The 24,708-nt window shown below is 44.6% G+C and carries 15 protein-coding genes; 10 read left to right on the top strand and 5 right to left on the bottom strand.

Annotated elements, in window-relative coordinates; all coding sequences use genetic code 11:
• The first annotated feature begins 24 nt into the window (after window positions 1–24).
• A complete protein-coding gene (locus tag AC0L6N_RS19290) occupies window positions 25–543 on the top strand; it encodes a PepSY domain-containing protein (RefSeq protein ID WP_473476966.1) in 519 nt (172 codons plus the stop codon).
• A 172-nt stretch (window positions 544–715) separates the two neighbouring features.
• Here AC0L6N_RS19290 and AC0L6N_RS19285 read toward each other — a convergent pair whose 3' ends face one another.
• The 5 genes from AC0L6N_RS19285 to AC0L6N_RS19265 form a co-directional block, all read right to left on the bottom strand.
• Window positions 716–3,559 carry a TonB-dependent receptor domain-containing protein gene (locus AC0L6N_RS19285; RefSeq protein WP_473476964.1) on the bottom strand — a complete coding sequence of 948 codons (2,844 nt, stop codon included), beginning with the start codon at window positions 3,557–3,559 and terminating at the stop codon, window positions 716–718.
• 358 nt (window positions 3,560–3,917) lie between these two features.
• Complete coding sequence (locus tag AC0L6N_RS19280; protein WP_006991515.1) at window positions 3,918–4,766, bottom strand: MurR/RpiR family transcriptional regulator; 849 nt, start codon at window positions 4,764–4,766, stop codon at window positions 3,918–3,920.
• 244 nt (window positions 4,767–5,010) lie between these two features.
• A complete protein-coding gene (locus AC0L6N_RS19275; protein WP_473476961.1) occupies window positions 5,011–5,412 on the bottom strand; it encodes an NUDIX hydrolase in 402 nt (133 codons plus the stop codon).
• Window positions 5,413–5,535: 123 nt separating this feature from the next.
• Window positions 5,536–7,437 (bottom strand): glycoside hydrolase family 3 protein, encoded by a 1,902-nt coding sequence (locus tag AC0L6N_RS19270; RefSeq protein ID WP_473476959.1) that lies wholly within the window; start codon window positions 7,435–7,437, stop codon window positions 5,536–5,538.
• 145 nt (window positions 7,438–7,582) lie between these two features.
• Window positions 7,583–10,609, bottom strand: coding sequence for a TonB-dependent receptor (locus tag AC0L6N_RS19265; protein WP_473476957.1), 3,027 nt, complete (start codon window positions 10,607–10,609; stop codon window positions 7,583–7,585).
• Between the two features lie 489 nt (window positions 10,610–11,098).
• Between AC0L6N_RS19265 and pbp4b the strand changes: the two genes are divergently transcribed.
• The 9 genes from pbp4b (at window position 11,099) to AC0L6N_RS19220 (ending at window position 24,181) form a co-directional block, all read left to right on the top strand.
• The gene (gene pbp4b, locus AC0L6N_RS19260) at window positions 11,099–13,555 is read left to right on the top strand and encodes a penicillin binding protein PBP4B (RefSeq protein WP_473476955.1); all 2,457 of its coding nucleotides are present in this window, start codon (window positions 11,099–11,101) and stop codon (window positions 13,553–13,555) included.
• Between the two features lie 100 nt (window positions 13,556–13,655).
• Complete coding sequence (locus AC0L6N_RS19255) at window positions 13,656–15,290, top strand: serine hydrolase domain-containing protein (protein WP_473476953.1); 1,635 nt, start codon at window positions 13,656–13,658, stop codon at window positions 15,288–15,290.
• Window positions 15,291–15,553: 263 nt separating this feature from the next.
• Entirely contained in the window at window positions 15,554–17,020 is a 1,467-nt protein-coding gene (locus AC0L6N_RS19250) for a RimK family protein (RefSeq protein WP_473476951.1), read from the top strand.
• A gap of 1 nt (window position 17,021) precedes the next feature.
• Window positions 17,022–18,212, top strand: coding sequence for a peptidase C39 family protein (locus tag AC0L6N_RS19245; RefSeq protein ID WP_473476949.1), 1,191 nt, complete (start codon window positions 17,022–17,024; stop codon window positions 18,210–18,212).
• Between the two features lie 402 nt (window positions 18,213–18,614).
• On the top strand, window positions 18,615–19,946 hold the full coding sequence (locus AC0L6N_RS19240; RefSeq protein ID WP_473476947.1) for a sigma-54-dependent transcriptional regulator: 1,332 nt from the start codon (window positions 18,615–18,617) through the stop codon (window positions 19,944–19,946).
• A gap of 3 nt (window positions 19,947–19,949) precedes the next feature.
• On the top strand, window positions 19,950–20,183 hold the full coding sequence (locus tag AC0L6N_RS19235; RefSeq protein WP_473476945.1) for a histidine kinase: 234 nt from the start codon (window positions 19,950–19,952) through the stop codon (window positions 20,181–20,183).
• 52 nt (window positions 20,184–20,235) lie between these two features.
• Window positions 20,236–21,717, top strand: coding sequence for a sensor histidine kinase (locus AC0L6N_RS19230; protein ID WP_473476942.1), 1,482 nt, complete (start codon window positions 20,236–20,238; stop codon window positions 21,715–21,717).
• Window position 21,718: 1 nt separating this feature from the next.
• On the top strand, window positions 21,719–22,177 hold the full coding sequence (locus tag AC0L6N_RS19225; RefSeq protein ID WP_011576844.1) for a response regulator: 459 nt from the start codon (window positions 21,719–21,721) through the stop codon (window positions 22,175–22,177).
• Window positions 22,178–22,192: 15 nt separating this feature from the next.
• Entirely contained in the window at window positions 22,193–24,181 is a 1,989-nt protein-coding gene (locus AC0L6N_RS19220) for a response regulator (RefSeq protein ID WP_473476940.1), read from the top strand.
• Window positions 24,182–24,708 lie beyond the last annotated feature (527 nt).

Genomic DNA, 24,708 nt, shown 5'->3' with positions numbered 1-24,708 from the left:
CGTTCACACATAACAGAGGGCAGTATGGCATCAGCAAAGTTTCACAATACCTTTAGGCAGTATCATAGATGGATGGGGTTTTTCCTTGCGGGTATCATGACGGTGTATGCAGTCAGTGGAATATTGCTCATATTTCGTAGCACAGATTTTATGAAATACGAATACACCACGGTGCATGAACTAGACACTCAACTGAGCTCTAAGGCGCTAGAAGAGGCTCTTCATCTGAAAGGGTTTAAAATTCAGGCTGAAGATGAACAAGCAATTCGTTTTAACTACGGCGCCTATCAAAAAGCCACGGGTGAGGCGGTTGTCACTAAAAAAGATTATCCCAAGGTACTAGCCAAACTTGTCAGTCTGCACAAGGCTACTACAAACAGCCCTTTGTTTATTTTAAACATTACCTTTGGTGTGGTGTTGCTGTTTTTTGTCGTCTCCGCTTTTTTGATGTTTATGCCAAAAGCGAAGTTATTCAAAAATGGAATGAAAATAGCGGCAGGTGGTTTTTTGTTTGCTTTGCTTGTGGTGATATTTGGTTCGTAAATATTTGAGTTTGAATTCATAAAAAAGGCCTCAATTGAGGCCTTTTTGTTAGGTGACTTTCGCGTTACTCAATACCGTTTGTACCGAGTAGTGCTTTTACCGAATAATGCTTTTAGGCTACTAAAACCGCCCTTGATAAAAGCAACTGCAACGAAAGTAATCAATATAGATGTTACATCGCGTATGACAGTGTTATGTAACCGAAGCGACCGATGTTTTCATATGCACCAGTCTTTTCGCCTGTGCCAGTCGTTCCAAATGGAAGGTCACGGTTGAATACGTTGTCTACGCCAACAGTCAGTGATAGACCGTTTTCAAATGCGTAGCCTACAGTGACGTCTGAAATCGCGTACGAGCCATATTCCATCAAGGAGCTACGGTTAGGGTTAACCGCGAGCTCTTGGTTGTCAAAGATGCTCACACGCTCTAGATAACGGGTTTTGATACCAGCTTGCCACGCATCAACCATGTAGCTCATGCTTAACATACCTTGCCACTCTGATTCACCTGCAGTACCAGCATATTCAACAAAATCAGACGTATCTTCTTGGAACGGATACTCTTTACGCTCAATCAGGTACGTACCAATTAGGTTAGTTTTGAATGAACCGCCAAGCGCATCAAAGTCATAGCCAAGTTCGAAATCCACACCCGATGCATCTTGACCTGAAAGGTTAAGGGAGAAGCTTCTAATTTGTGATATTTCACCACTTGCATCACGGGTAATAAGCGAGCAGTAATCATTGCTGACGCCGCTCGTGTTATCAACACAACGATCAAGAATGGTTTGCGAATCAACTGAAGAAATAGCGTCAGTCAATTCAATTTTCCAGTAATCAACGGTGGCCACAAAACCTTCAAGGTAAGCCGGCTGATAAACCACGCCCACTGTAGTACTTTTTGATTCTTCAGCGCGAAGGTTAATGTTACCGCCTTGCTCGCCTTCGATTCTGGCTTGGTCGTAATCTGAATCGAAGTCAGCAGGTACACCCAGAGCTGCACAGTTTGATGTGCGCGTTGAAGCGTCAGCCAATTGACCTAGCTCAGACGTTTTACAAGGATCGTCGATACTGAAAAACGTTTGGCTCGCTTCACCGTACAGTTCACTGATGTTAGGTGCGCGTAGGGCTGAGGAGTGGGTCGCTCGAACGCGTAAGTCTTCATACACTTGCCAGTCTAGACCTAGCTTCCAGCTTTTTGCATTACCGATAGTGCTGTAGTCAGCAATACGCAGTGCGGTTTCAAAGTTCAGATCTTGAATACCTGGTAGGTCGGTTAGCAAAGGCGCTGAAAACTCTACGTAAGCTTCTTTAACATCGAAGTCGCCTTTATCTTCGCCTAATACGTTGAAGAACGTACCTTCAGCGTTATCTGGCTCTTCAATTTCACTTTCTTCTTTGCGGTATTCAATACCCGCGGCAAAACCCACATAGCCCGCTGGTAATTCATATATACCAGAGTTGTTGACTGAGCCGCCGACAACCGTTTGCGTAATGGTGCTGTTGCCAACAGAGGTGGTGTTAACGTAGTTACGTGCAGCTTCGCTTGGCGCGCCGTCACCTAGTAGGTTTAATGGCACACAGCCTGCTGCTTGAGCTGCCGTATCACGACAGACAATTGAGCCGTCGTCAGCTTCAACCGCATCTACTGCATTATAGAAGTTGGCCAGTACAAGGTTATTCTTGTTGGCACGCTCAAGCTTGGTTTCACCACGCGTGATATAGGTTTCAAAACCCCAATCATCGTTGATGTAACCTTCAAGACCAGCCACAAACGCAGTGGTTTCACGTTCGTCATCTTCTGTACGACGGCCAACATCAGTCAACATCCGGTCGATAGTAATTTTAGTCAGATTATTTGCACCCATAAGGGCTAGCAAGTCATCTCCTGCATACGGGTTATCGTTTTGGATAGTGATGGCATCTGCCTCGCTTTCAAAGAAGAAAAACGCAGGCTGACCAACATTAGTCGAGCGAGTACGTGCGTACTTACCTTCAACATAACCACGGATGTTGTCGGTTACGTCGTAGCTCAATTTAAGGTTATAGTTGGTGCGGTCAAACTCAGGCTGAAGCTCGCTGAACTGATTCAAATTAATAAAATCACAGTTTTCACATGCTATGCCGTCTACGTTATCACCTAGGTATACGTCGCGTACTGAACCATTAGGGTTGAATGAATAGTAATCATCGCCAATGGCAAAGGTACCAGCATTGCTTAAAGCATAGATACCCGCATTAGGTGTGTAGATATCGTCAGGGACATCTAAAGAATCTCTATTGTCATCATTTTGCGCGGTGTTAGCTAGATTGCGGAAAGAAGTAGATGTCCATGGGTTATCTAAGGCGTTCAAGCTTTCTTGGCTGCTGTGCTCCACTGAGAAGGCGATATTACCGCGATCATCATTGAAGTTAGTGCCGTAAGAGAATGAATACTTGTCGTTGCTGTAATCGTGGTTGTCAGCATAGCCTTTGGTTGCGCTAACTTGTAAGCCTTCAATCTTGTCTTTAAGAATAAAGTTAACCACACCCGTTACCGCATCTGCACCGTAAACCGCTGATGCACCGCCTGTGATGATTTCAACGCGCTCAATCCAGCTGGTAGGAATGGTATTGGTATCAACCGAAGAGGTACCCGCACTGCTCGCTACGTGGCGCTTGCCGTTGACTAATACCAGGGTGCGTTCAGTGCCCATTCCGCGCAAATCAAGAAGGCTCAAACCGGCGGTGCCGATAAATTGACCTGAGTTTGATAAAGAGTAAGTACTTGCTAATGCGGGTAGCTCATTTAGTGCTTCACCGATATTCATCGCACCAGTATTTAGCAAACTTTCGCCGCTAAGTACTGTCACAGGTGAAGGTGCGATAGCGCCTTCACGAAGAATACGAGAGCCTGTGATTTGGATTTTTTCTACTGAGTTCGCTGCATCGTCGCTCTGTTGTGCCAACGCGCTGTTTGTCATAACTATTGAGCCGCCTAAAAGCGCTAGCTTTACGGCTTGAGTAATTTTATGCATATGTGTCCCTGAGAAGGTAATTATAGGAAAGATAAAGAATCTATCTGCTATAAGTGCAGATTGCGGCGAATTGTATGGGGCATTAGCTGTTATTTCAAACAAATATATCGTAAAAACTTTGTTAAACAGTGTTAACAACTATTTACATTGACTTTTAATTGACCGTTTCAAGGTGGGTAAATGAGCGAAAAGGCTAAAATTTGAGCGCTGTCGATTCGTACGAAAATTTAGTGGTGCTAAAGATTTCTAATACCATCAGTAAGTTAAGCTGAGAAATTTTGCAATAAAGTAGATTAGCGTTAAAACAGCCTTCATTACGGCTATTTAACGCCAAAAGAGCGAGCACTAAGGTGGAATGTTAAGAAGATTGCCTAAAGTCACTGACCACTGAGTTCGTTTTCTCAAGTAACTGGCGACCCTGTCTTGATGATTGAGTGATCGCAATAAACAATATGTCGATAATAAACTCTTGAGCAGTACGGGCCATTATCGATGACAAACGCGCTGACTCTTCTTCTGCTACTGAATATAGTTTGATATCTGCAAGATCAGATACTGGCGTTGCGCCATAGCGAGTTACCGTGATCACTTTACAGCTGTTTTGCTTGGCCTGTTTCACTACATTGACAATTTCACGGGTACTGCCGGATTCACTGATGGCAAACACTAAGTCGTTTTCAGACAAGGTAGCAGCAAAGGCCAATTGGGCGTGCATATCAGGCTCTTCAATGGCTAACATGCCAAGTTTTTGAAGTTTATAAGAGAAGTCTTTCCCTACCAGAGCTGAACCACCTAAGCCACAAATCAAAATGCGCTTAGCTGATTTGAGTAATTCCACAGCTTGGTGAAACGCGGCTTCTTCATTAAGGTTTTTAGTCTCGGTTAATACTGCGACTTTGCTGCTAAGTAGCTTTTCTGACACTTGTTTGAAGCTGTCATTGAGGGTGATTTTACCGTGTAGATTGCCCTCACTCGCAGTTGAATTTAATGCGTCTATTACCCCTAGTTTGAACGCTGGATACCCTTTGTATCCAAGCTTTTGGGCGAATTTCACCACACTAGATTGACTGACGCCAACGACATTCGCGAGTTCTTGAGATGACAGATCCCTTACTGCATTTGATGAACTAAGTACAAATTTAGCGAGCTTTAATTCGCTATTAGAAAGGGTATCTTTAATGGCTTTTATTTTTGTGAAAGTAGACATTAAGCAACTCTGAGTAATAATTTATTATTTAGTTTACCGTAATTTTAACAATTTACGCGTAAAAAATTGTGAATTTATGAGCAATTAGCTTACCGCTAGTGCCGATGTCCGGCAAAGATAAATCGATAATTTATTCAAACTCTTTTAGCGTAGTATAATTTAAAATTGTTTGTATTTTGCACATTATTCCATTGCGTTAAGCAATCAAAAGCCTAGCTAAAATTTCGATTTTGATACACAAAGTTCAAAACGCATCACTGACCACTTGACCGTTATACGCGGCGCATTGTTCGACGCGCTGCTTCTGTATTTTTGACAGTGAATTAAGATCAAAATAACCGTATTCACTGTGCTCGTCACTTAGACTTATGGCCTGTTTCCCCAAGTGAACTTTAAAAATGCAGGCCTGAGAGTTATATGCACTATGAAAATACACTCCAGAAAGGTACTCAACTTCCACCTGCACACCTAATTCTTCTTGGCACTCTCGCAGCAAAGCTTGATGAATGGTTTCACCAGGCTCAAGAGCACCACCAGGTAAACCCCAAGCACAATGACCATAAGTGGCCTTTAGCAATAAAACTTGTCCTGTTTCATTGAAAATAACGCCATGGCTGCTGATGCGAAATGTATCGTTAAACGCCATACACATCCCTCAATTTATCTGTTGTTAAAAGGATATTATTTAAGCTCGGTCGCAGTTCACGTTTCACATAAAATACCACAATCCATCATCAAGACAGTGCTGAGGCCAGAAAATTTCATTTAGTTAATGCTGAATCTTACCAATGCTAACTGGCAGCGATCCCGAGGCCTGTTGATTACCTAACAGAATATTGGCCAAAGCGCGATAAATAGGACCTTCGTAGTGGGCATGGGCTGCTCCGTTTTCATCTAATTGCTCAGTAACTTGGGTGTTATAAGCAAAGGTCGCCAAAATGCCATCCAGATAATCTGCGTACTGGGTAACTGCATAAGGGGTGCGCATACTCACCATAAGCGATTTTTGATGGGGTTTAATGTCTTTTAGCAAGGTGAGAAGCTTGGCATCCAGCGCTTCTTTATTCGGTCTTGAGCGCCAATCAGTAATATCGTCCATTCCCCCCATTTCAACCAAGCTTTGCTGCGGGGTAATATCGGTGTAAATCACTAATTGTGCGTCACGCTGAAGGGCACGAAGGTTATCTGTGGGCTCGCTCACTAAGCTGGCACAGCTCATTGTCAGCTCAGGCCGTGGGTCAAATGTGTTAAGTGCATCAGTTAGTGCAGTTGTCATGGCCATGCATTTACTCTTGTCTGGCATGACGAGATGAATGCGCTTAGTGGATTGGCTTATCGGCCATGCTTGCTGATTTTTAATTGCCACAATGGCGTTATCCGCTAAGTCTTGCTCTATTTGTAGATGAGCAGGCGCAGCCAATATACTTTGCGCCCGAGCAAGTGCTTTGGCTGGGGACAACAGGGCAGTATTAGACGGAATATAACTTTGTTTTAAGGTTTGAATACGCGCTACTGACGCCTCTATTTCAGCTAACGTTACGTCGCCAATTTGAACGGCATAAGCTAGATCAGCAATCATTTTTTTAAGCTTAGGAATGTCCTGTGCAGTGCGAATAGCCAGTGGCATTAGTGCGATGTCAGTACCCGCCTTGAATGTTTGCAATACCGCTTGGGTAGGCTCATAAAAATGGGCGATGGCGGCCATATCTAACGCATCTGTGATGATCACGCCCCGAAAGCCCATTTGGTCTCTGAGCAAGTCGGTTAAAATTGCTCGAGACATGGTAGCCGGTAGTATTGTTTTGCTGCCGTCAGTGGCGGTAAATGTTGAGCTATCAAGGGCTGGGTATTGAATATGTGCCGTCATGATCATGCCCGGATCGCCATTATCAATGGCGTATTGAAATGGCGCTAAATCTACCGCTTTTATTTTGTGTAAGTCATGTTCAACCAAGGGTAAGCCCGAGTGACTATCGGTGTTGGTATCCCCGTGCCCAGGAAAGTGTTTCAGCGCAGCAATAATGCCGTTTTGTTGCATTGCTTGCATTTGAGCTAACCCCAGTTCAGCCACCACTTGTGGGTCTTCCCCGAATGAGCGCACGTTTATCACTGGGTTTTCTGGATTGACGTTTACATCAACTGAAGGAGCAAAATTAACGTTAAAACCCAGTACGGCTAACTCTTTAGCAATCACATCACCGCTAAGCGTGGCAAAGTGCGTTCCATGTTCGGCGTAAGTGGCACCAATGGCCATATTGCCGCTAAATGCAGTACTAATATTTTGCGGGATGCGCACCACGCGCCCGCCTTCTTGATCGATAGAGATAAGCAGTGGAGAGTGCCCGCCACTGGCTGAGGCTGCTTGTAAGTCACGATTCAGGCGAAGCATTTGTTCTGTGTCGACCAAGTTATTGGCAAACAAGATTATGCCGCCTACACCTGTGTCAGCAATCATTTCTTTAAGGTCGTCGGGTAACGTGGTGACAGGTGTAGTGCAGCGCTGTGTGGTTGCATCAAGCTCGTTTTCATCACAGAAATAGCGAATATCGAGCATCAGTTTTTGCGCAACTAAGGCTTCAATTTTAGGATCGATTGATGGTTTGCTTGTGCATGAAATACAAGCGATAACGAAGAAAACGATGAAACACAAATGCACTGGCCTAAAGCCCATGACTCACTCCTGAGAATAAAAATATATGGCGGTACTTAGTTGTACCGCAATAAAATAACGCGTGAAGAAAATAAAAAAATCCCCGCCAGAAGCGGGGATAAACAAACAACTACCTGTATTCGCTAAGGTAAGTCGCTAAGCTGGGTTAGTAGTTTAGGCTAACCGAAAGTTGAACACGGCGAGGGTTAATTAAGTTTCGTGCCTCACCAAAGGTGGCGCTAGAAAGAATGGGTTGATAGTTATAACCCGTCTGTCTGTCGAAAACGTTAAACACATCGGCTTTAAACTGAAGCTCTAAGTCTTCGGTAATATTGAAGGCTTGGGCGTAGTTTAAGTCTAACTGCCAATGGCTTGATTCACGACGGCTGCCAGCAGGTTCAGAGTAACGAATAGTTGAGCTTGAATAACCATAAGCGCCACCGTCCCACTCTTCCCAAACATCGCCAGATTGGAAGACAAAGTTAAAACCGATGTCAGCGTTCCAATCTGTTGTGTAGTAACCCAATGCTTTTAATACATGAGGACGGTCACCATTTAAGGTACCTGACTTGCCATCCCACAACATGCGGCCGCGACCATCACCTAAGTTAGATGAGCCAACAAACAAGTTACCGTCAGACGCTGTACTGGTAATGTCTTGGTCGTAGTTACCGTAGTAATGGCTCCATACATAAGACACGTTCAAGTAGTAGTTGTCGCCGGTGTAATCACCTTCGATGCTCCACTCGTAGTAGGTGTTTTCAGCGCCATCTAGTTCAGCAATAACATAGCTACCATCACTTGCAGACAGTCCCATGCTGGAATATTGCTCAGCTAAGTCAGGAATAAACAAGCCTTTATCGCGCAAGTGTTCAGGTACGCCACCAAACGGGCCGTAATCGCCATAGGTGCGGGCGTTATTCGGTTGATCTTCCCACGCATGAAGCGCTTTGCGTTGACGTAAATGGGTGCGAACGAAGAATTCGTTTGATATGTATTTCGTCATACCAATAGTGATCTCGTCCGTGCGACGTGCATCCATGTCATCTTGGAACAATTTACCAGATGAACCGTTTGCTTCGGTATTACCAATAAACGCACCATCCGCATCAAAGTAAACCTTTTGGGTTGATTGATTGTTACGATCCCATGAGGCCGCGCGGGCTAAAGAGGTGGTATCCGGATTATAACTCGCAAAGTTAGCAAACACGGTATCGCGACCGTTATAGGCCCAAGTGATCCCAAGTCTAGGTTGGATCATGTCCATAAAATCAAGCTCATACATTTTGTACTTGTTGCCAGGATCGACTTCGTAACCTGATGCATTCGCTGAGTTTTCTCTTAGGCCTTGTCCGTACAAAGTATCGTTGCTGAACAAGAAACCAACGTTGTAAGTGAAGTCACCGTGCTCAATGGTATCGTTCACTTCAATGTTGATGATTTCGGACGTTGACGTTAGCGGATTTAAGTTTTCTTCACCATTTAAACTGTTGGAGTATACTGTTGCGCTGTAATAGATAGCTTCGTCTGTTTCAAAGTCGGTATCTACACCCAACCCGCCGTTATAGCTGATTGCGCCCCATCCATTTGAAAGTCGAGTAAGCACTTCTTCGCTTTCTTTCCACTGTCCACCAATATGAATATTGTGAACGGTATTGCCTAGCTCCATTTCGTGGTCAAGAGCGACTTCAAAGCTCTTACGAGAGAAATCTTGGTTATTAATAAGTGAAGCGCCACCAATATTACCGCCACCCGTTAATACGCCAGCATCATCGGTATAGCCATAAGCATCGATAAGTACTTGAGCTGTTTCTGCATCAAAACCTTCGTCAGTTCTAATCGTCGGAACAAAGAACAAACCTTGCTGATCAAGGTTATTCAAATCAAGAGAGCCTCCAATAGTTGGGATAACACCTGAAAAAATGGTGTCAGGACGGCTAGAGTTCTCGTTCTTAAAATCACTGTATTGGAAGGTTAGCGTCGTGTAGTCATCAATTATATATGAACCATCAATGGTGAAAATATCTTGCGATACTGAGCTACCTTCGGATGTTGAATCAGTCGCTTTTGAGTCGACTGAGTCACCGACAACGTCTTTATCAGAGGTTCTGTAGCTGACGTTTAACAATACATCTTCGGTAGGCGCCCAGGTCAATTTACCGAAATATTCATCACGGTCACTTTCGTATTGCTTGGTCGGTCCGTACGCCGTTTCTTTATTATCGCGTGTTATCTCAGGGCCAAAGTATGAACCATAAAAATACAATTCATCCTCAATCAATGCGCCGCTAACATTGGCACTCATCCACGTTTTGTCTTCTTCAAAAGTTGATGTGGTACTTTCTGTTGTATCACGATCGGCAGATAAGCTTGCAGGCTCGATACGATACTCTACGCTGGCATGAAACTCATTAGTACCTGATTTAGATAAGGTATTAATTGAAAGGCCGCCGGCACGATTGAAGCCGATTGCTTTTGCGCCCCCACGGTCAATCGATACATAGGCAACGTCTTGGGTCGATGGTTCAGATGCAAGGTTACCGTACATGGGTAATGATACGTCTACCCCGTCAAAACCATATTTGTTATCTCGACCTGAACCACCTGCTGATGGGCCAAGTGTGGCATTTTCTGAATACTGCACACCAGGAATAATGGCCAATAAAGAGCGATAATCTTGACCAGTAGGTACGCGAGATAAAACGTCTTCGCCCAAAGAATTAGTTAATGAAGAGTCTCCTTCACGGCTGATGCGAGAGCCGACAATTTGAATCACTTCGGTGCTATCAGCAGGTGCTGCTTCAAATGCCACATCAACGTTAGATGTTTGGTCTAACAATACGTCGACTTGGGTTTGACGAACCGTGCCATCGGCAGAGGTGAAGGTCAGGGTGTATTTACCAGGCTTAAGAGCCGGTAAAACATAGCTACCATCCGCTTTTGTTTTAACTGTTCTAGGTTTTGGCATCACGTTACTTGATGCGGTGACAGTGACATCGTTTACCGAAATATCAGTCGCTTGCGTTTCAACCTTACCTTTAATGCCACCAGCTTGTTGTGCCATAGCGGCGGGTGCGCCAGCTAGAGAGCTTGCTAGTAGTACAGCTGAGAGAGTGGTTGCGCGATTGTTCCATGCACCTTGCATGGCACGGTAAATCCGTTGTTGTATGAAATTTCTAGATTGTGTTGCCATGTGTTCACCTATTTGTTGCTTGTGCTTTTTTATTTGAGGACGACGACTCATAAGCCTTCATTAAGTAGTTTTTATTATTGTTGTCTGAGCATTTAACAAACAATATTTGATATCGTCAAGAATAATATGTTCTTTATTGTTGCTTTTTTAGTAATAATTTATCTTTAAGGAGAGTGCTTTAAATCCACAAACTGCCAGTAAATAGGGAGCGCACTAAGGTCTCAAGGTATGTTTTATTACCTTTTTAGTCCTTTACTGGATCCTAGAAGTTAGCTCGATCGAAAAACACATCTGCTGAAATACAGAAAATTTCCAAGGTTAGCCTGTGGATTGCGTGTCTGCTGAGCAGTGTTGATAATCTGTACATTAAGTTATGGAATTATTATTCAAATTATTTATTATATCTGTAATTAATTATTCAAAAGTGAGTGCTTTTGAGTAGAAATAGTGATCTGGAAGATTCACAGGCAACGGGATATCCTCAGTGTTATGAAAAAACGTATTACGAGTTGGCAGCGATCTGTCTTGATATGCATATTAACGGTAGCCATCGTCAGTTGTGCGACCCTACCGATTAGTGAAATGCCCTCAAAAAACTTTAGCCATCGGGTAAAGTTTCTAGTGATGCATTTTACCGCTATTGATTATCAAAAATCGGTTCACGCATTGGTGGATGAAGGCGGATTGAGTGCTCATTATCTTATCCCTGAATCTAATGATCCCAGTTATCTTAAAGACTCGTTAGAAATTCTCAAATTAGTAGATGAAGACAAACGTGCTTGGCATGCTGGTAACAGCGTTTGGCAAGGGCGCAGCGAATTAAATGATTCATCCATAGGCATCGAAATAGTCAATGTGCCTGAATGCCACTTTGACAAAGAGGCCAATACAACCTCTGAGCACGGCGAGAACCGCTTATGCGTATTTCCCGATTACGACCCGAAGCAAATCGAGCTATTAATTGCTTTAAGCCAACAAATACTGGCCCGTAATCCAGACATATCGCCTACTAAAGTGGTGGGGCATTCTGATATCGCTCCGTCGCGTAAAAACGATCCAGGCCCAAGATTTCCTTGGTTTGAGTTGTACCAAGCTGGGATAGGTGCTTGGTATGAAAACGAGACTTTTGAAGCCTATTGGCAGCGTTTTAATCAGTACCAACCGAATATTGGTCTAATACAAAGTGCTTTACGTGCCTATGGCTACAATGTGCTGGAAACGGGCATACGTGATGAACAAACAAGCAATGTGATCAGTGCGTTTCAGATGCACTTCTTACCCTGGCAAGTGACCGGTAAAGCAGACAGTAAAACTGCCGCCGCTGTGTTTGCTTTACTCGATAAATACTTCCCTAAAAAAGCCAAAAAATTGATGGCCCGCTACATTGACGAGCAAGTGGCTGAGTCAACAGAGCCGATGGTGGTAAAGCAGGGGCAAGTGGATGAAGTATTCCCCATGCAGGAACGCAGTACTCGGCAGTGGGTAAACGACCGTGAACGTTTTAAAGCGTACCAAGGGCGGGGTGAGATTCAGATTAATAGTCAAGGTGCAGAGCAAGCTGATATCTACGTTAATGGGCAAAAACTCAATATAGCGCAACCCTTTGCGCCAGACGAACGGTACCAGTATAGCTTGAAGCGTCGCACCAAAGACGGCACTAACACCTTGCGCGTAGAGAATATTTTACCTGAGGGCAGCGAGCTCAAAGTGACTATTCCGTCACCTATCCTAATGGACACCAGCACGTCTCAGCAAAATCGTTTTGCACAAGTCGATGCACTGATTCAGCGAGATATCAATAACGGATTCCCCGGTGCGGTATTGTTGGTGGTAAAGGACGGGGAAATCGTAAAACGAACCGCATACGGTGATGCGCGACAATACTCTGATGGTGGAGAATTGCTCCCCGAGCCGCAGAAAATGCAGGTCGATACGCTTTTTGATATTGCTTCGAACACAAAAATGTTTGCTACCAACTTGGCCTTGATGAAGCTGGTAAGCGCAGGCAAATTAGACGTCAATGCGCCTATTCAGCGCTACATGCCAGACTATCAAGGCGGCGGGCGAGAAACGCGTTTAGTGCGCGATTTACTCACCCATACCGCTGGTTACGCCCCTCAAGTGCGGTTTTTTACGCCTGAAAATGGCGTCAGTAAGAGCTTGTATTCCCAGAACCCACAGCGAACGGATCAGTTACTGCTAAACCGTGTGCCATTTGCCATGGGGCGCAATGTTAAAGCGGTCTACAGTGACACTGACTATATGTTACTGGGCATGTTGGTTGAGCGTATTACGGGAATGGGGCTAGATGCCTACGTCGAGCATCAGATATATCAACCATTGGGGTTGAGCAATACCTTATTTAACCCGCTATTAAAAGGCCGAGCAAAAGGTGAATTTGCCGCCACCGAAATACAAGGCAATAGCCGGGGTGGTCGTGTCAAATTCGATAATATGCGCGAGTATGTGTTGCAGGGTGAAGTGCATGATGAAAAAGCCTTTTATTCACTTGGCGGTGTAGCAGGTCATGCAGGGTTGTTTTCTACCGTAGACGATTTAGCCGTGCTGGGGCAGTTGTTATTGAACGGTGGTGGCTACGGCAAAACTCAAATCTTTGATGAAGCAGTATTACAGCAGTTTATTAAGCCAGAAGAGCGTAACGACAGTTATGGACTTGGCTGGCGCCGAGCAGGCCATGGCCAAAGCAAATGGCATTTCGGTCCTTACGCTAGTGCTCAGGCTTATGGTCATACGGGCTGGACAGGCACCGTATCAGTGATTGACCCCAAATATGACTTGGCTATTTTCTTGCTCACCAATGCACGGCACTCAAAAGTGCAAGAAGACGAAAGCGGCCATGTCGAATTTGCAGGTAAAACGTTTGAAACCGGCAAGTACGGCAGTGTGATTAGTTTGGTGTACGAAGCAATTCTAGACAGTAAATAAACGATGGGCAGCCTTGCTTCAAAGGCTAAGCCTGAAGCATTGCTCCCAAATACAAAACGCAAGGGTAAAGCCCTAACATGCATTTAAGGCAAGCAACACTATGATTTTCAGCGGTCGCAACAGCATTAATCTCATTATCTCATGTTTGTGTTTGGGTAGCGTGATATGGGCAACGACGACAGGAGCACAAGTGAAGCAAAATGAGCGTCATCAGCCGATCGTAAACACATCAAAAATAGACATGCAGATCAGCAAAATCATGGAGAGGTTACATATTCCAGGTGTGGCGGTTGGCGTGATCAAAAACGGTAACGTGGTGCTCAAGCAAAGCTATGGTGTAAAGAATATTCACAGCAATGAGCCTGTGGATGCACAAAGCCTATTTAAAATTGCTTCAAATACCAAAGCCTTTACCGCGGCCGCGCTAGCGATATTGGTTGATGAGGGCAAACTAAGCTGGGATGACCCGGTGGTAAAGCATCTGCCTGACTTTCAGTTACATGATCCTTGGATAAGCGCCCATTTTAGCATTACGGATTTGCTGACCCATCGAAGCGGGTTAGGCCTAGGGGCAGGAGATTTAATGCTGTGGCCAGAGCCTTCCAGTTTTAGCCGTCAAGAAGTAGTGCATAATCTGCGTTTTCTAAAACCCACAGGGCAGTTTCGCGCCGACTACGCCTATGACAACTTGCTGTATATCGTCGCAGGCGAAGTGGTCGCCGCAGCAAGTGGCCAGCCTTGGGAGCAATTTATTGAAAAACGTATTTTTGCGCCCCTAGGCATGCAGCATTGCTACGCGGGTCATGTTCCTCAATCGCAGCAAGCATTCGCGGCAACCCCGCATGGCATGGTGGATAATAAACTAGCGACCATAGTGCGTGATGTTGATACCAGTAAACCGAATGTATCAGGCGCCGCTGGTGGTATTCAATGCAGTCTAGACGACATGCTGATTTGGGCTCAAGTGCAGCTCAATCAAGGTAAAACAGCAGATGGAAAACAACTGTTTTCAACCACCCAGCACCAACAGATGTGGTCGCCAAAAACGATCATGCCGGTTTCAAGTACGGATCAGCGCCATAACCATAGTCACTTTAGTGCCTACGGCTTAGGTTGGCGCTTAAATGACGTAGACGGGAAGTTGCGAGTGCATCACAGTGGCAGCTTGGCGGGTATGTATTCCTACGTAAGTTTCTTTCCAGAACTTGATTTGGGCATAGTGGTGCTGACGAATCAGCAATCCAGTGCGGGGCGAAGTGCACTCATGTATACCTTGATGAAACCCTATTTAGGCGACAATGCAACAGATTGGCTAAAAGTGTTTGCCCCCAAGTTATCGCCGTCAAACAACAAGGCAGTAAGTAACTATATGGCGAATAACAAAACCGCTCAAAAAGCACAGCAACTTGTTGCTGTGACTGCTGGCTCCCTAAATGCAGCGTTAGGTGCTTATCGTGATGATTGGCTTGGGGATTTCTTTTTAGAGCAAAAAGACGGCCGTATTCAGTTACGCTCAAAAAGAGTGGTAAAGCTTGTGGGTGGGTTATACAAAGGTGATGAAAATGACCGTTTTTTGGTGCGCTGGGATGACAGAAGCCTAGAGGCAGATGTGTACGCCAAGCTCTACCGTGACCAAAACAATGCCATAACCTTTATGAAGCTTATTCCTGTGCATGCTAATATTGATTTTAGCTATGATTTTCAAGATCTTACTCTGTATAAAATGATTGAGTAAGCAACTGATTTGCATCGTTTTTTATCATTAATGCTTGGGCGTTATTAAACGCCCATTTTAACACAAAAATAAATATCACTTTTTCGCAAAAAAATGTTGATTTAATCTACGTAAAGCCTATATTCCGCTCCAATATCATTGCCCAGACCATCCTACTGATGTGGCAAGCATGAGCTGTTAATTTTCTAATTGATTTTGCTTGGCTTGTTACGTTGATGGCGTGTCCTAAATACAAGTCAAATTGCTATTTGGAGCGCTGTAAAATGTTTAAAACGATTGTTGTGGTGGATAATGCCGAAGGCTTCCCTGAGCTGGACGCGAGCGTTATTGATTTCGCCCAGTACCTTGCCGACTACCCTAAAGTAGGCGAGCCCAAAACCCGTATTATTAACCTATGTGACACAGATAAATATTTGAGTCAGGGTTACTATTGCTCACTGTTGGCTGAAGCACGTCAACACAAGGTGTTACCAAGCGTAAACACCATTAATGATTTGAGTGAATCACTGACTGACCAAAGCAATATGCTGACCCCAGTACCCAAATATATGAGCACGGACTTATACGCTCATATTGACGATGAGTTACCCCAAGAAATTTTAGTGTTTTTCGGCTGGTCGCAAAATGAGCGCCACAAACGTATTGCCAAACACGTGTTTGAACGTTTTCCTGCGCCTATTTTGCGGCTCACTTTTAGCCGCGACGAGAAAGGCTTGAGCGTACAGCCAAAAGCCTTGGGTATCCGTGAGATTGATTCAAGCTTGTGGCCGCTATTTGCTGAGCGTTTGGAGCATTTTACTCAGAAGTATTGGCGTAGCCGTAGCAACAAAAAACGCTTCCGTTGGGACATGGCTATTCTGGTAAACCCAGAAGAGAAAACCGCGCCTAGCGACAGCAAGGCAATCCAAAACTTTGTGAAAGCAGCAGAACAGGTAGGTATTAATGCAGAGGTGATCACCGCTAAACAAGGGCCCATGATCAGTCAATTCGATGCATTGTTTATTCGTGAAACGACCGCGATAAACCATCACACCTACCAACTTGCCCGCAAAGGTGAGCAAGAAGGGTTAGAAGTGATTGATGATGCAACCTCTATTTTGCGTTGCTGCAACAAGGTGTTTTTGCATGATGCGTTTAGCTACAACAAAGTGCCGTCACCGAAGAGTCGTTTTGTGTCTAACTCGAGCGACCAAACCTGTGAGCTGCTAGAAGCTGAGTTTAACTACCCTATGGTGCTAAAACTGCCTGAAAGCTCGTTCTCGATTGGCGTGTTTAAAGTTGAAAACTTGGTTGAGCTAAAACTTAAGTTGGTTGAAATGTTACGCCAGTCAGCCTTAGTGCTGATCCAAGAGTTCGTGTACACAGACTACGATTGGCGTATCGGTGTGCTAAACGGCCGAGCAATTTACGCTTGTCGCTACTTTATGGCGCGTAACCATTGGCAAATTTACAACCATAGCTCGAAGAAACACTTCTCTGGTGACTTTGAAACCTTGCCCACGTTTGAAGTGCCTAAACCGGTGCTCGATGCAGCGGTAAAAGCCAGCGCCATTGTGGGTAAAGGTTTATACGGTGTAGACATCAAACAAGTCAACAATCAGGTTTACGTGATTGAAGTGAATGACAACCCAAGCTTAGAGTCGAAAGTGGAAGATTTGTACTTAGGTAAAGAGCTATACATGTTGGTGATGCAAGAATTCGCTAACCGTCTTGAGTTACGAGGCAAATAAGATGTCCCTGGGACACAAATTACAGCAACAATCGTCATCTGAAAACGCAGTGGCTGAGGACAATAACCCCACGCTGAGTAGTGTCAACACTGTAAGCATTCGTAATGCACGTGTGAATGACATTGCCCAGCTGGTGGAATTAGAAAATGCCAGTTTTCAATCTGACCGTTTGAGCCAGCGCCGGTTTATGCATTGGCTTAAGGCGACTGACAGCCACAGAGTTTTTATGGTCGCAACGGATGGCGAAAACGTATTGGCTTATGGTCTGGTGATCATGCGTAAAGGCACGCGCTTGGCACGCTTATACTCCATTGCAGTGAGCATTACTGCGCAAGGTATGGGTGTGGGTAGAAAACTACTATTGGCCCTTGAGCAGCAAACCCTTGAGCAAGATAAACTGTTTATGCGCCTTGAAGTCGCAACGAATAACATGGGTGCGATTAAGTTATACGAAAGCTTGGGTTACCGTAGTTTTGGTACGTACGCCAATTACTATCAAGGCTCGATAGATGCGCTGCGAATGCAAAAACCGATTCGCCAAAGTCTATCTTTGCAAACCTTGCCTGAGTACCCCTGGTATCAGCAAACCACGGAGTTTACCTGTGGCCCGTCGTCTTTGATGATGGCTATGGCCAATCTGAATGGCGAATTGGATATGTCGCAATCATTGGAGTTGGACATTTGGCGTCAAGCAACAACGATTTTCATGACCTCAGGTCATGGTGGCTGCCATCCAATAGGATTGGCGTTAGCCGCACATTCTTTGGGGTTCGAGGTAACGGCTTATGTGAATACCAAGGCGCCATTATTTATTGATGGTGTGCGCAGTGAGCACAAAAAGTACATCATGCAAGCGGTGGATAGGCAATTTTTACAACGAGCTGAAGCTCAAGGGATTAAAATTATATATACCGATCCTGATGTGAAAGCCTTGCAAAAAGGGCTCTCTAAAGGGGCAGCGGTCATTAGTTTAATTAGTACCTATCAGCTAGATGGGAAAAAAATACCGCACTGGGTAACAGTTACACACATAGATGAAGATTGTTTATACCTACACGACCCAGATCCTGATGATCTGCACCCGCAACCGATGGATTGTCAGCATATTCCCATTGCGCGGGAAGACTTTTTCAGCATGTCTGCCTTTGGTAAGAGCAAATTGCGTACAGCATTGTTGATTACCAAAAAATAGTTTAAAAACAATTTGTTATCATTAAAGGTCTGCTAAGTGTAGGCCTTCTTTTTTACAAATAAGCTTTTTTTTGTCCTTTCAATTGCCATGATTGAGGGTGAACCAAGGCAGTAAAAAAATCGTACAGCACTTAATTAGTTAATGTCTGCTTATTTGGTCTGAGGATTGCTTAAGTTAACAGTTGTAAAATTAACCTGAGTTGGCTCGTGATCCCTCCCATACACAAAGTATGTCTGTGATATAGTCCCTATTAAGCAAATACGGCTAGTTACACATGAGGGTAAGCAATCAGTTTACTCTACAGTTTTTGTTAATCCTTTAGCGAATTAACTCGGTCATCAGGCCGCAAAAATAACGAAAGCTAGAGATAGGATTACAAATACCCAACAAGAAGGAATCAACGTGTCTCAAATATTATTGGTCGATGATGATAAGGAATTTACCGACGTAGCGAGTAATATTATCGAGTTTTTAGGCCATGACGTCGAAATAGCTAATAATTTAGAAGAAGCTTACAACTGTATCGAGTTTCAGCGCTTCGACCATATATTGCTCGACTTCATGTTACCAGACGGTAGTGCGTTGCATCTAATAGACAAATTAAATACTCAGGACAAAGTCCCATTTGTGACCTTGATCACTGGACACCCATCGGTAAAAAGCATCATTTCCGGCATGTGCGGGCCTAACGTTAACTATCTTGTTAAACCATTACAGCGTGAAGATTTGGAACTGGTGTTATCAGGCAAAACCAAAGCTGTGAAAAAAGCCAAATCATCTTCTATCACTAGGCACTTTGGTTGTTTGGTGGGCGAGTCTGCTCCTATGCAAGAACTCTATGAAATGATTGAGCGGGTGGGTAAAACCAATGCCAATGTCATGCTAATGGGCGAAAGTGGTGTCGGTAAAGAAGTCGTCGCCCACGCTATCCATACTGCAAGTGATGTTGAAGGGCCCCTTGTGGCAACCAACTGTGGCGCATTATCCCGAGAGCTCATTGGTAGCGAGCTATTTGGTCATGAGAAAGGTTCATTTACTGGCGCCGTAGGGCGTAAAATTGGTGTATTTGAGCAAGCCCAACAAGGCACTTTGTTTCTTGATGAGATAACGGAAATGCCATTAGAAATGCAACCTAACTTGCTGCGCGTGTTAGAAAGTAAACGCGTTACCCGAGTCGGCGCGGTAAAAGACACGCCAGTTGATTGCCGGGTGATTTCAGCCACCAACCGCACAGTTGAAGAAATAGCCCAAAGCAAGGTGTTGCGCGAAGACATATACTTCCGCTTAGCTGTATTCCCCATCACGATCCCGCCACTGCGTGAACGTCTGGCGGATATTCCACTCTTGGCCACTGCTTTTATCGAGCAATTAAATGCAGAAAATGACACAAATTTTGCCTGGCAGAATGCGCAATTGGATCAATTAAAAGCGTATGGCTGGCCAGGTAACATTCGTGAATTGCGCCATGCTATCCATAGAGCCTTCATCATGAGTGACCCTACAGGTACAGAAGTCACTTTGCCTAAAAACTTTGAGTCCCCGTTTGCTAAAAACCAAACGTCGACCAATCAGGTTACCGCTGGGCAAACGATTGATGATGTTGAAAAAGAACTGATCCGGGTGACATTGGAAAAGGTAGAAGGCAACAAAACCCTAGCCGCTGAAATGCTTGGCATCAGCACCAAGACTTTATATAACCGTTTAAATGCTTGGGAAAACCAAGCTCAGGGATAAATCATGCAACCAACACAAGGCGCGCAGCCCGTCACAACAAACTCTTTGATACACGATGTGCGTAATCCATTGAATCGCATCTCTATGCAAGCTGAAATGGTTAAACTTGTGTTGGAAAATGACATGCCCAAGGAAAAGGCAATTGCTGCCTTGGATAAGATCCTCGTCGCCTGTCAAGACAGCAGCGCGGCGTTACAAAAGCTGGCTGAGCATTCACGCTCAGGTGCCGAGTCTTAATTTTTCACCTGTTTCGAATAAAGCACAAACAGCTCATTTTTAAAGGACGATCATGCACGTTAAACGCCTATTTGGTAATACCACTGCGACTTGGATCATTATTTCCATCATAGTGGTGGGCATCATAGGGACAAATCTATCCATTGCATTAAACACGGTTAATCAGCTTTCTACCGTGCAAACCGATTTAGATAAAACCAGCAATATTATTGTACGCCTTGAAAGCCTGCATTTGTCCGTAGTGGTCGCCGAATCAGGCCAGCGTGGGTATCTATTGACCGAGTACGAAGAATACCTCAACCCTTATCATGCTGAATTGCAGACCCTTGACGAGAAGATTGCGTTAGTCAAAAACATCAAGTCAGGTGTAGCGGGGCAAAAAGAGCGTATTGAAGAACTGCTGATACTCGTAAATGAAAAAATCACAGAGCTCACCTCCACAGTGGATTTAGCCTTAGAAGATCGCGAGAAGTCGGCGCTTAGGCAGATTATGACCAACCGAGGGCGTGATCTTTACCGTGAAATCCGTAAATCTATGCAGCAGTTAATCGACAGTGAATATCAGCATAGGCAAGCACTGTACACTCAGTTAAAAAGAATACAGCGCGACGCCAAAGTCAACTTTGGGGTATCGGCTATCACTAGCGGTTTGTTGGTTATCGGCATGTTTTTAATGGCTCGCATTAATTTACGAATTAGCAATCGCTATCAAGACGATCTTGAAGAGCAGAATGAGTCATTGCAGGAGAAGGTCGATCTGCGCACTCAAGAGTTAACCGTCTACTCAGAGGAACTCAGCCGAAGTAACCGAGAGTTAGAAGATTTTGCGTTTGTCGCTTCCCATGACTTACAAGAGCCTTTGCGAAAAATTCAAGCCTTCAGTGATCGCCTGACCACTATTTATAAAGACCAATTGGACGAGCGCGGTGTCGATTACATTAAGCGAATGACCACAGCTGCTTTTCGAATGTCGACTTTAATTAACGACCTGCTAGAGTTTTCCAGAATTACCACACGTGGAAAAGAGTTTGTTGAGGTTGAATTAAACAGTGTCCTAGATGAAGTCTTAAACGACTTAGAAATTGCCATTGCTGAGACAGGTGCGCAAATCGACGTCGCTCCGTTACCAAAAGTGTGCGCAGACCCTAGTCAGATGTATCAGTTGTTTCTTAACGTATTATCAAACGGATTAAAGTTTCACAAAACGGACGTTGCACCTGTGATCTCTGTATCAGTTGAGCAAAAAGACTTGCGTGATGAACTTCAACATGTTGATGTGCCAAGTTGCATTGTGACGATCAAAGATAATGGCATCGGTTTTGAGCAAACCTATGCGGATAAAATATTTTCACCTTTTCAGCGACTTCATGGTCGCACAGCGTACAAAGGAACGGGAATTGGTTTGGCGGTGTGTCGCCGCATTGTTGAGCGTCATGGTGGTACCATCACAGCGCTAAGTAGTCCAGATGAAGGGGCTGAGTTTACCATCACCTTGCCGATTGACGCCGTTGTTAACAAATATATGGGAGAGTAGAGTGCCTTTTACAAAAGCTAAACCAATCGTAATATTAATGGCAGATGACGATGAAGACGATCGTCTGCTCGCACAAGACGCCTTGCGCGAAAGTCGCGTACTAAATGAATTGCACTGCGTGGAAGACGGTGTACAGCTGCTAGAGTATTTGCGCAAAGAAGGTAAATACAGCGAAGCTGACGCCGCCCCAAGACCAGGGTTAATTTTACTTGATTTGAACATGCCTCGAATGGATGGTCGCGAAGCGCTCGAGCAAATTAAACTCGATCCAAATTTGCGCAGTATTCCTATCGTTATTTTAACCACGTCAGCCCAAGAAGAAGACATGGTGAAAGGCTACGACTTAGGAGCTGCTTCCTACATCACCAAGCCAGTCACTTTTGAAGGCTTGGTCGCTCTGATGAGTGCGCTAGGTAAGTACTGGGTTGAGTTCGTAGAATTACCTACCAGCAACAATTAAGGTCAGCCAACACGCATGTCAAACTCAATCTCTCGCTTACTACTCGTCGAAGACGATGAAGATGATTACATATTAGCGCGAGATTATATCGAGCAACTCAGCACGCTTGAGTTTGAAATTGATTGGGTCACAAATCAGCATGATGCGTTAGCAAAAATGGCTGAAAACCAGCACGATATCTGTTTGTTGGACTACCAGCTTGGGGCCGAAAACGGTCTAACAGTGTTAAAACTAGCAATTGAAGCTGGGTTTACGTCACCTATTATTATGCTCACAGGCCAAGCTGATGAAGAAGTAGATATGGCTGCGCTGGATGCAGGCGCGGTTGACTATATTATCAAAAGCGAATTGAGCAGTAGTCGCTTTGCACGGGCTATCCGCTACGCTTTGGCGCGGCGAGAGATTGAAAAAGAACGTGTCGACAGATTAAAAGCAGAAGCCGAAAACCGCTCTAAAGACAGATTTTTAGCGCACTTAAGCCATGAGCTACGTACGCCGCTAACGTCGATTCTAGGTTACACCGAATTGTTGATGGACTCTAAAATCGGTCAATCTGCTCAGTCCGAGTTGTCGATTGTATTGAACAACAGTAAACATTTATTAAGCCTGCTTAATAACATGCTCGACTTGTCTAAAATAGCCGCCGATAAGCTTGAGCTTAATCTCAGTGAAGTTAATTTAGATGCTTTAATTGCTGATGTTTACGCCCTGATGAATATACCTGCGACAGATAAAGGTCTGACCCTTTCCGTCATTTCAGATACCCCTCTACCACTGAAAATTACCACCGACGCGACCCGTTTTCGCCAAGTGTTGATTAACCTGATAAGTAATGCCATCAAGTTTACAGAGCAAGGCAGCGTCACCTTACGTCTGTGGTGTGAAGACAAACCCGGTTGTGAATTTTTACACTTTTCTGTGACTGATACCGGCATCGGTATCCCTGCAAATCAACTCAATAGTGTGTTTAAACCATTTGAGCAGGTTGCTGATGTAGTCTCAAGACGGCAAGGCGGAAGCGGGCTAGGCCTTGCAATATGTAATGAGTTAGTCGCTAAGATGGGCGGAGAAGTTAGCTTGCATTCTACCTTTGGCGAAGGAAGCTGCTTCACGGCTTTTATTCAAACAGGTGACACTAAGCGCTCTCCACACGAGTTACTGAGTTTCGATGCAAAACCATCAACGACGAAAGAAGTGAAAACGCTCAATTACGAGGGGCGTGTGCTAGTCGTAGATGATGTAAATGACATTCGCATGTTGGTAGGGCATATGGTGCAAAATTCTGGCCTGAAAGTGGAATATGGGCGAAACGGATTAGAAGCGTTAGACAAGGTCACTGATGCAAACAATGACGGCGACCCATACGACTTGGTCTTGATTGATATCCATATGCCTGTGATGAATGGCTCAGAAGCCATCAAGCAAATTCGCTCCAGTGGCATCCATTCCCCAGTGGTGGCCATGACCGCAGCCACTATGAAAGGTGTGCGTGACCAATTAATTTCACAGGGTTTTACTAACGTTCTTGAAAAACCAATCAACCATGATGCGTTACTGAAGGTGCTAGATGCACACCTGACAGCGGTTAGTGAGCCCATTCAAGTCGAAACTACCGATGCGTATGACAACGATGCCTCACAGCAGGATGAAAGTTCCGAAAGGCAACATTTCTTGCTGGTTGAGGACGATGTGGATGCCGCTGATATTACGGCTCTATTGTTAGAAAGTTTAGGTATAGATGTACATGTTGCCCATTCAGGCCAAGAATGTATGGACGTATTCAATCAGCGTAATGATTGGAGCAAAGTGTTGATGGATTTAAATTTGCCAGATGCCAGTGGGTTAAATTTGGCCAAAGAGATCCATAAAACATCTCCTCAATTAGAATTGGTGTTATTGAGTGGCGAAGAGCCCGATGCACAGAGTATGGCAGATGCCGATATTACGAAATTTATTCTAAAACCCATCAATAAAAAAGTGCTAAGCGATTTGGTGGAAGACTAGCTCCAGTTTAGTCGAGAGCCCTTATACCTTTCAATTTAGCTTCCACACGACTCCTTTATACTCTTCAATACTTACTTCTTAATACTCCCCAATAAAAAATCACATAGTGAGCGAATACGCCGCGATCCAGATGGCAGGCCCATCACCACAAATTACGATCTTCATTAATGGCCTTATGCTCAAGGCGCTTCATGGGCTCTATTCTAAAGGCTCTGTGATTAGGAGGCGCATTGAAGGGGGTGAATTGGTTTAACAGGTGTGTCACCGTTGCGCTTTTCGCTGGGTGATAACCGATAACCGATAACCGATAAACGAGGTTAGCTCGGTGAGTGAATCCGTTGGGGCCACAGATAGTAGCAGTATCGAGTGTGTTTAACGCACGGCCCCAACGAAAGGGGTAGTGAATTAGCGCTGTATAGCAAAGCTAGCATTCAGGCTAATTCTACAATTTGTATCGTGCCAGTGTTTGGCACGTTCGCTGCCGCAAACTAGAGCGATATATAAATGAAATACAAGCAAACCTTGCG

Source organism: Paraglaciecola sp. G1-13 (assembly GCF_055809255.1).
The sequence above is the reverse complement of the archived record's forward strand: the minus strand, read 5'-3'. Positions and strand labels throughout refer to the sequence as shown.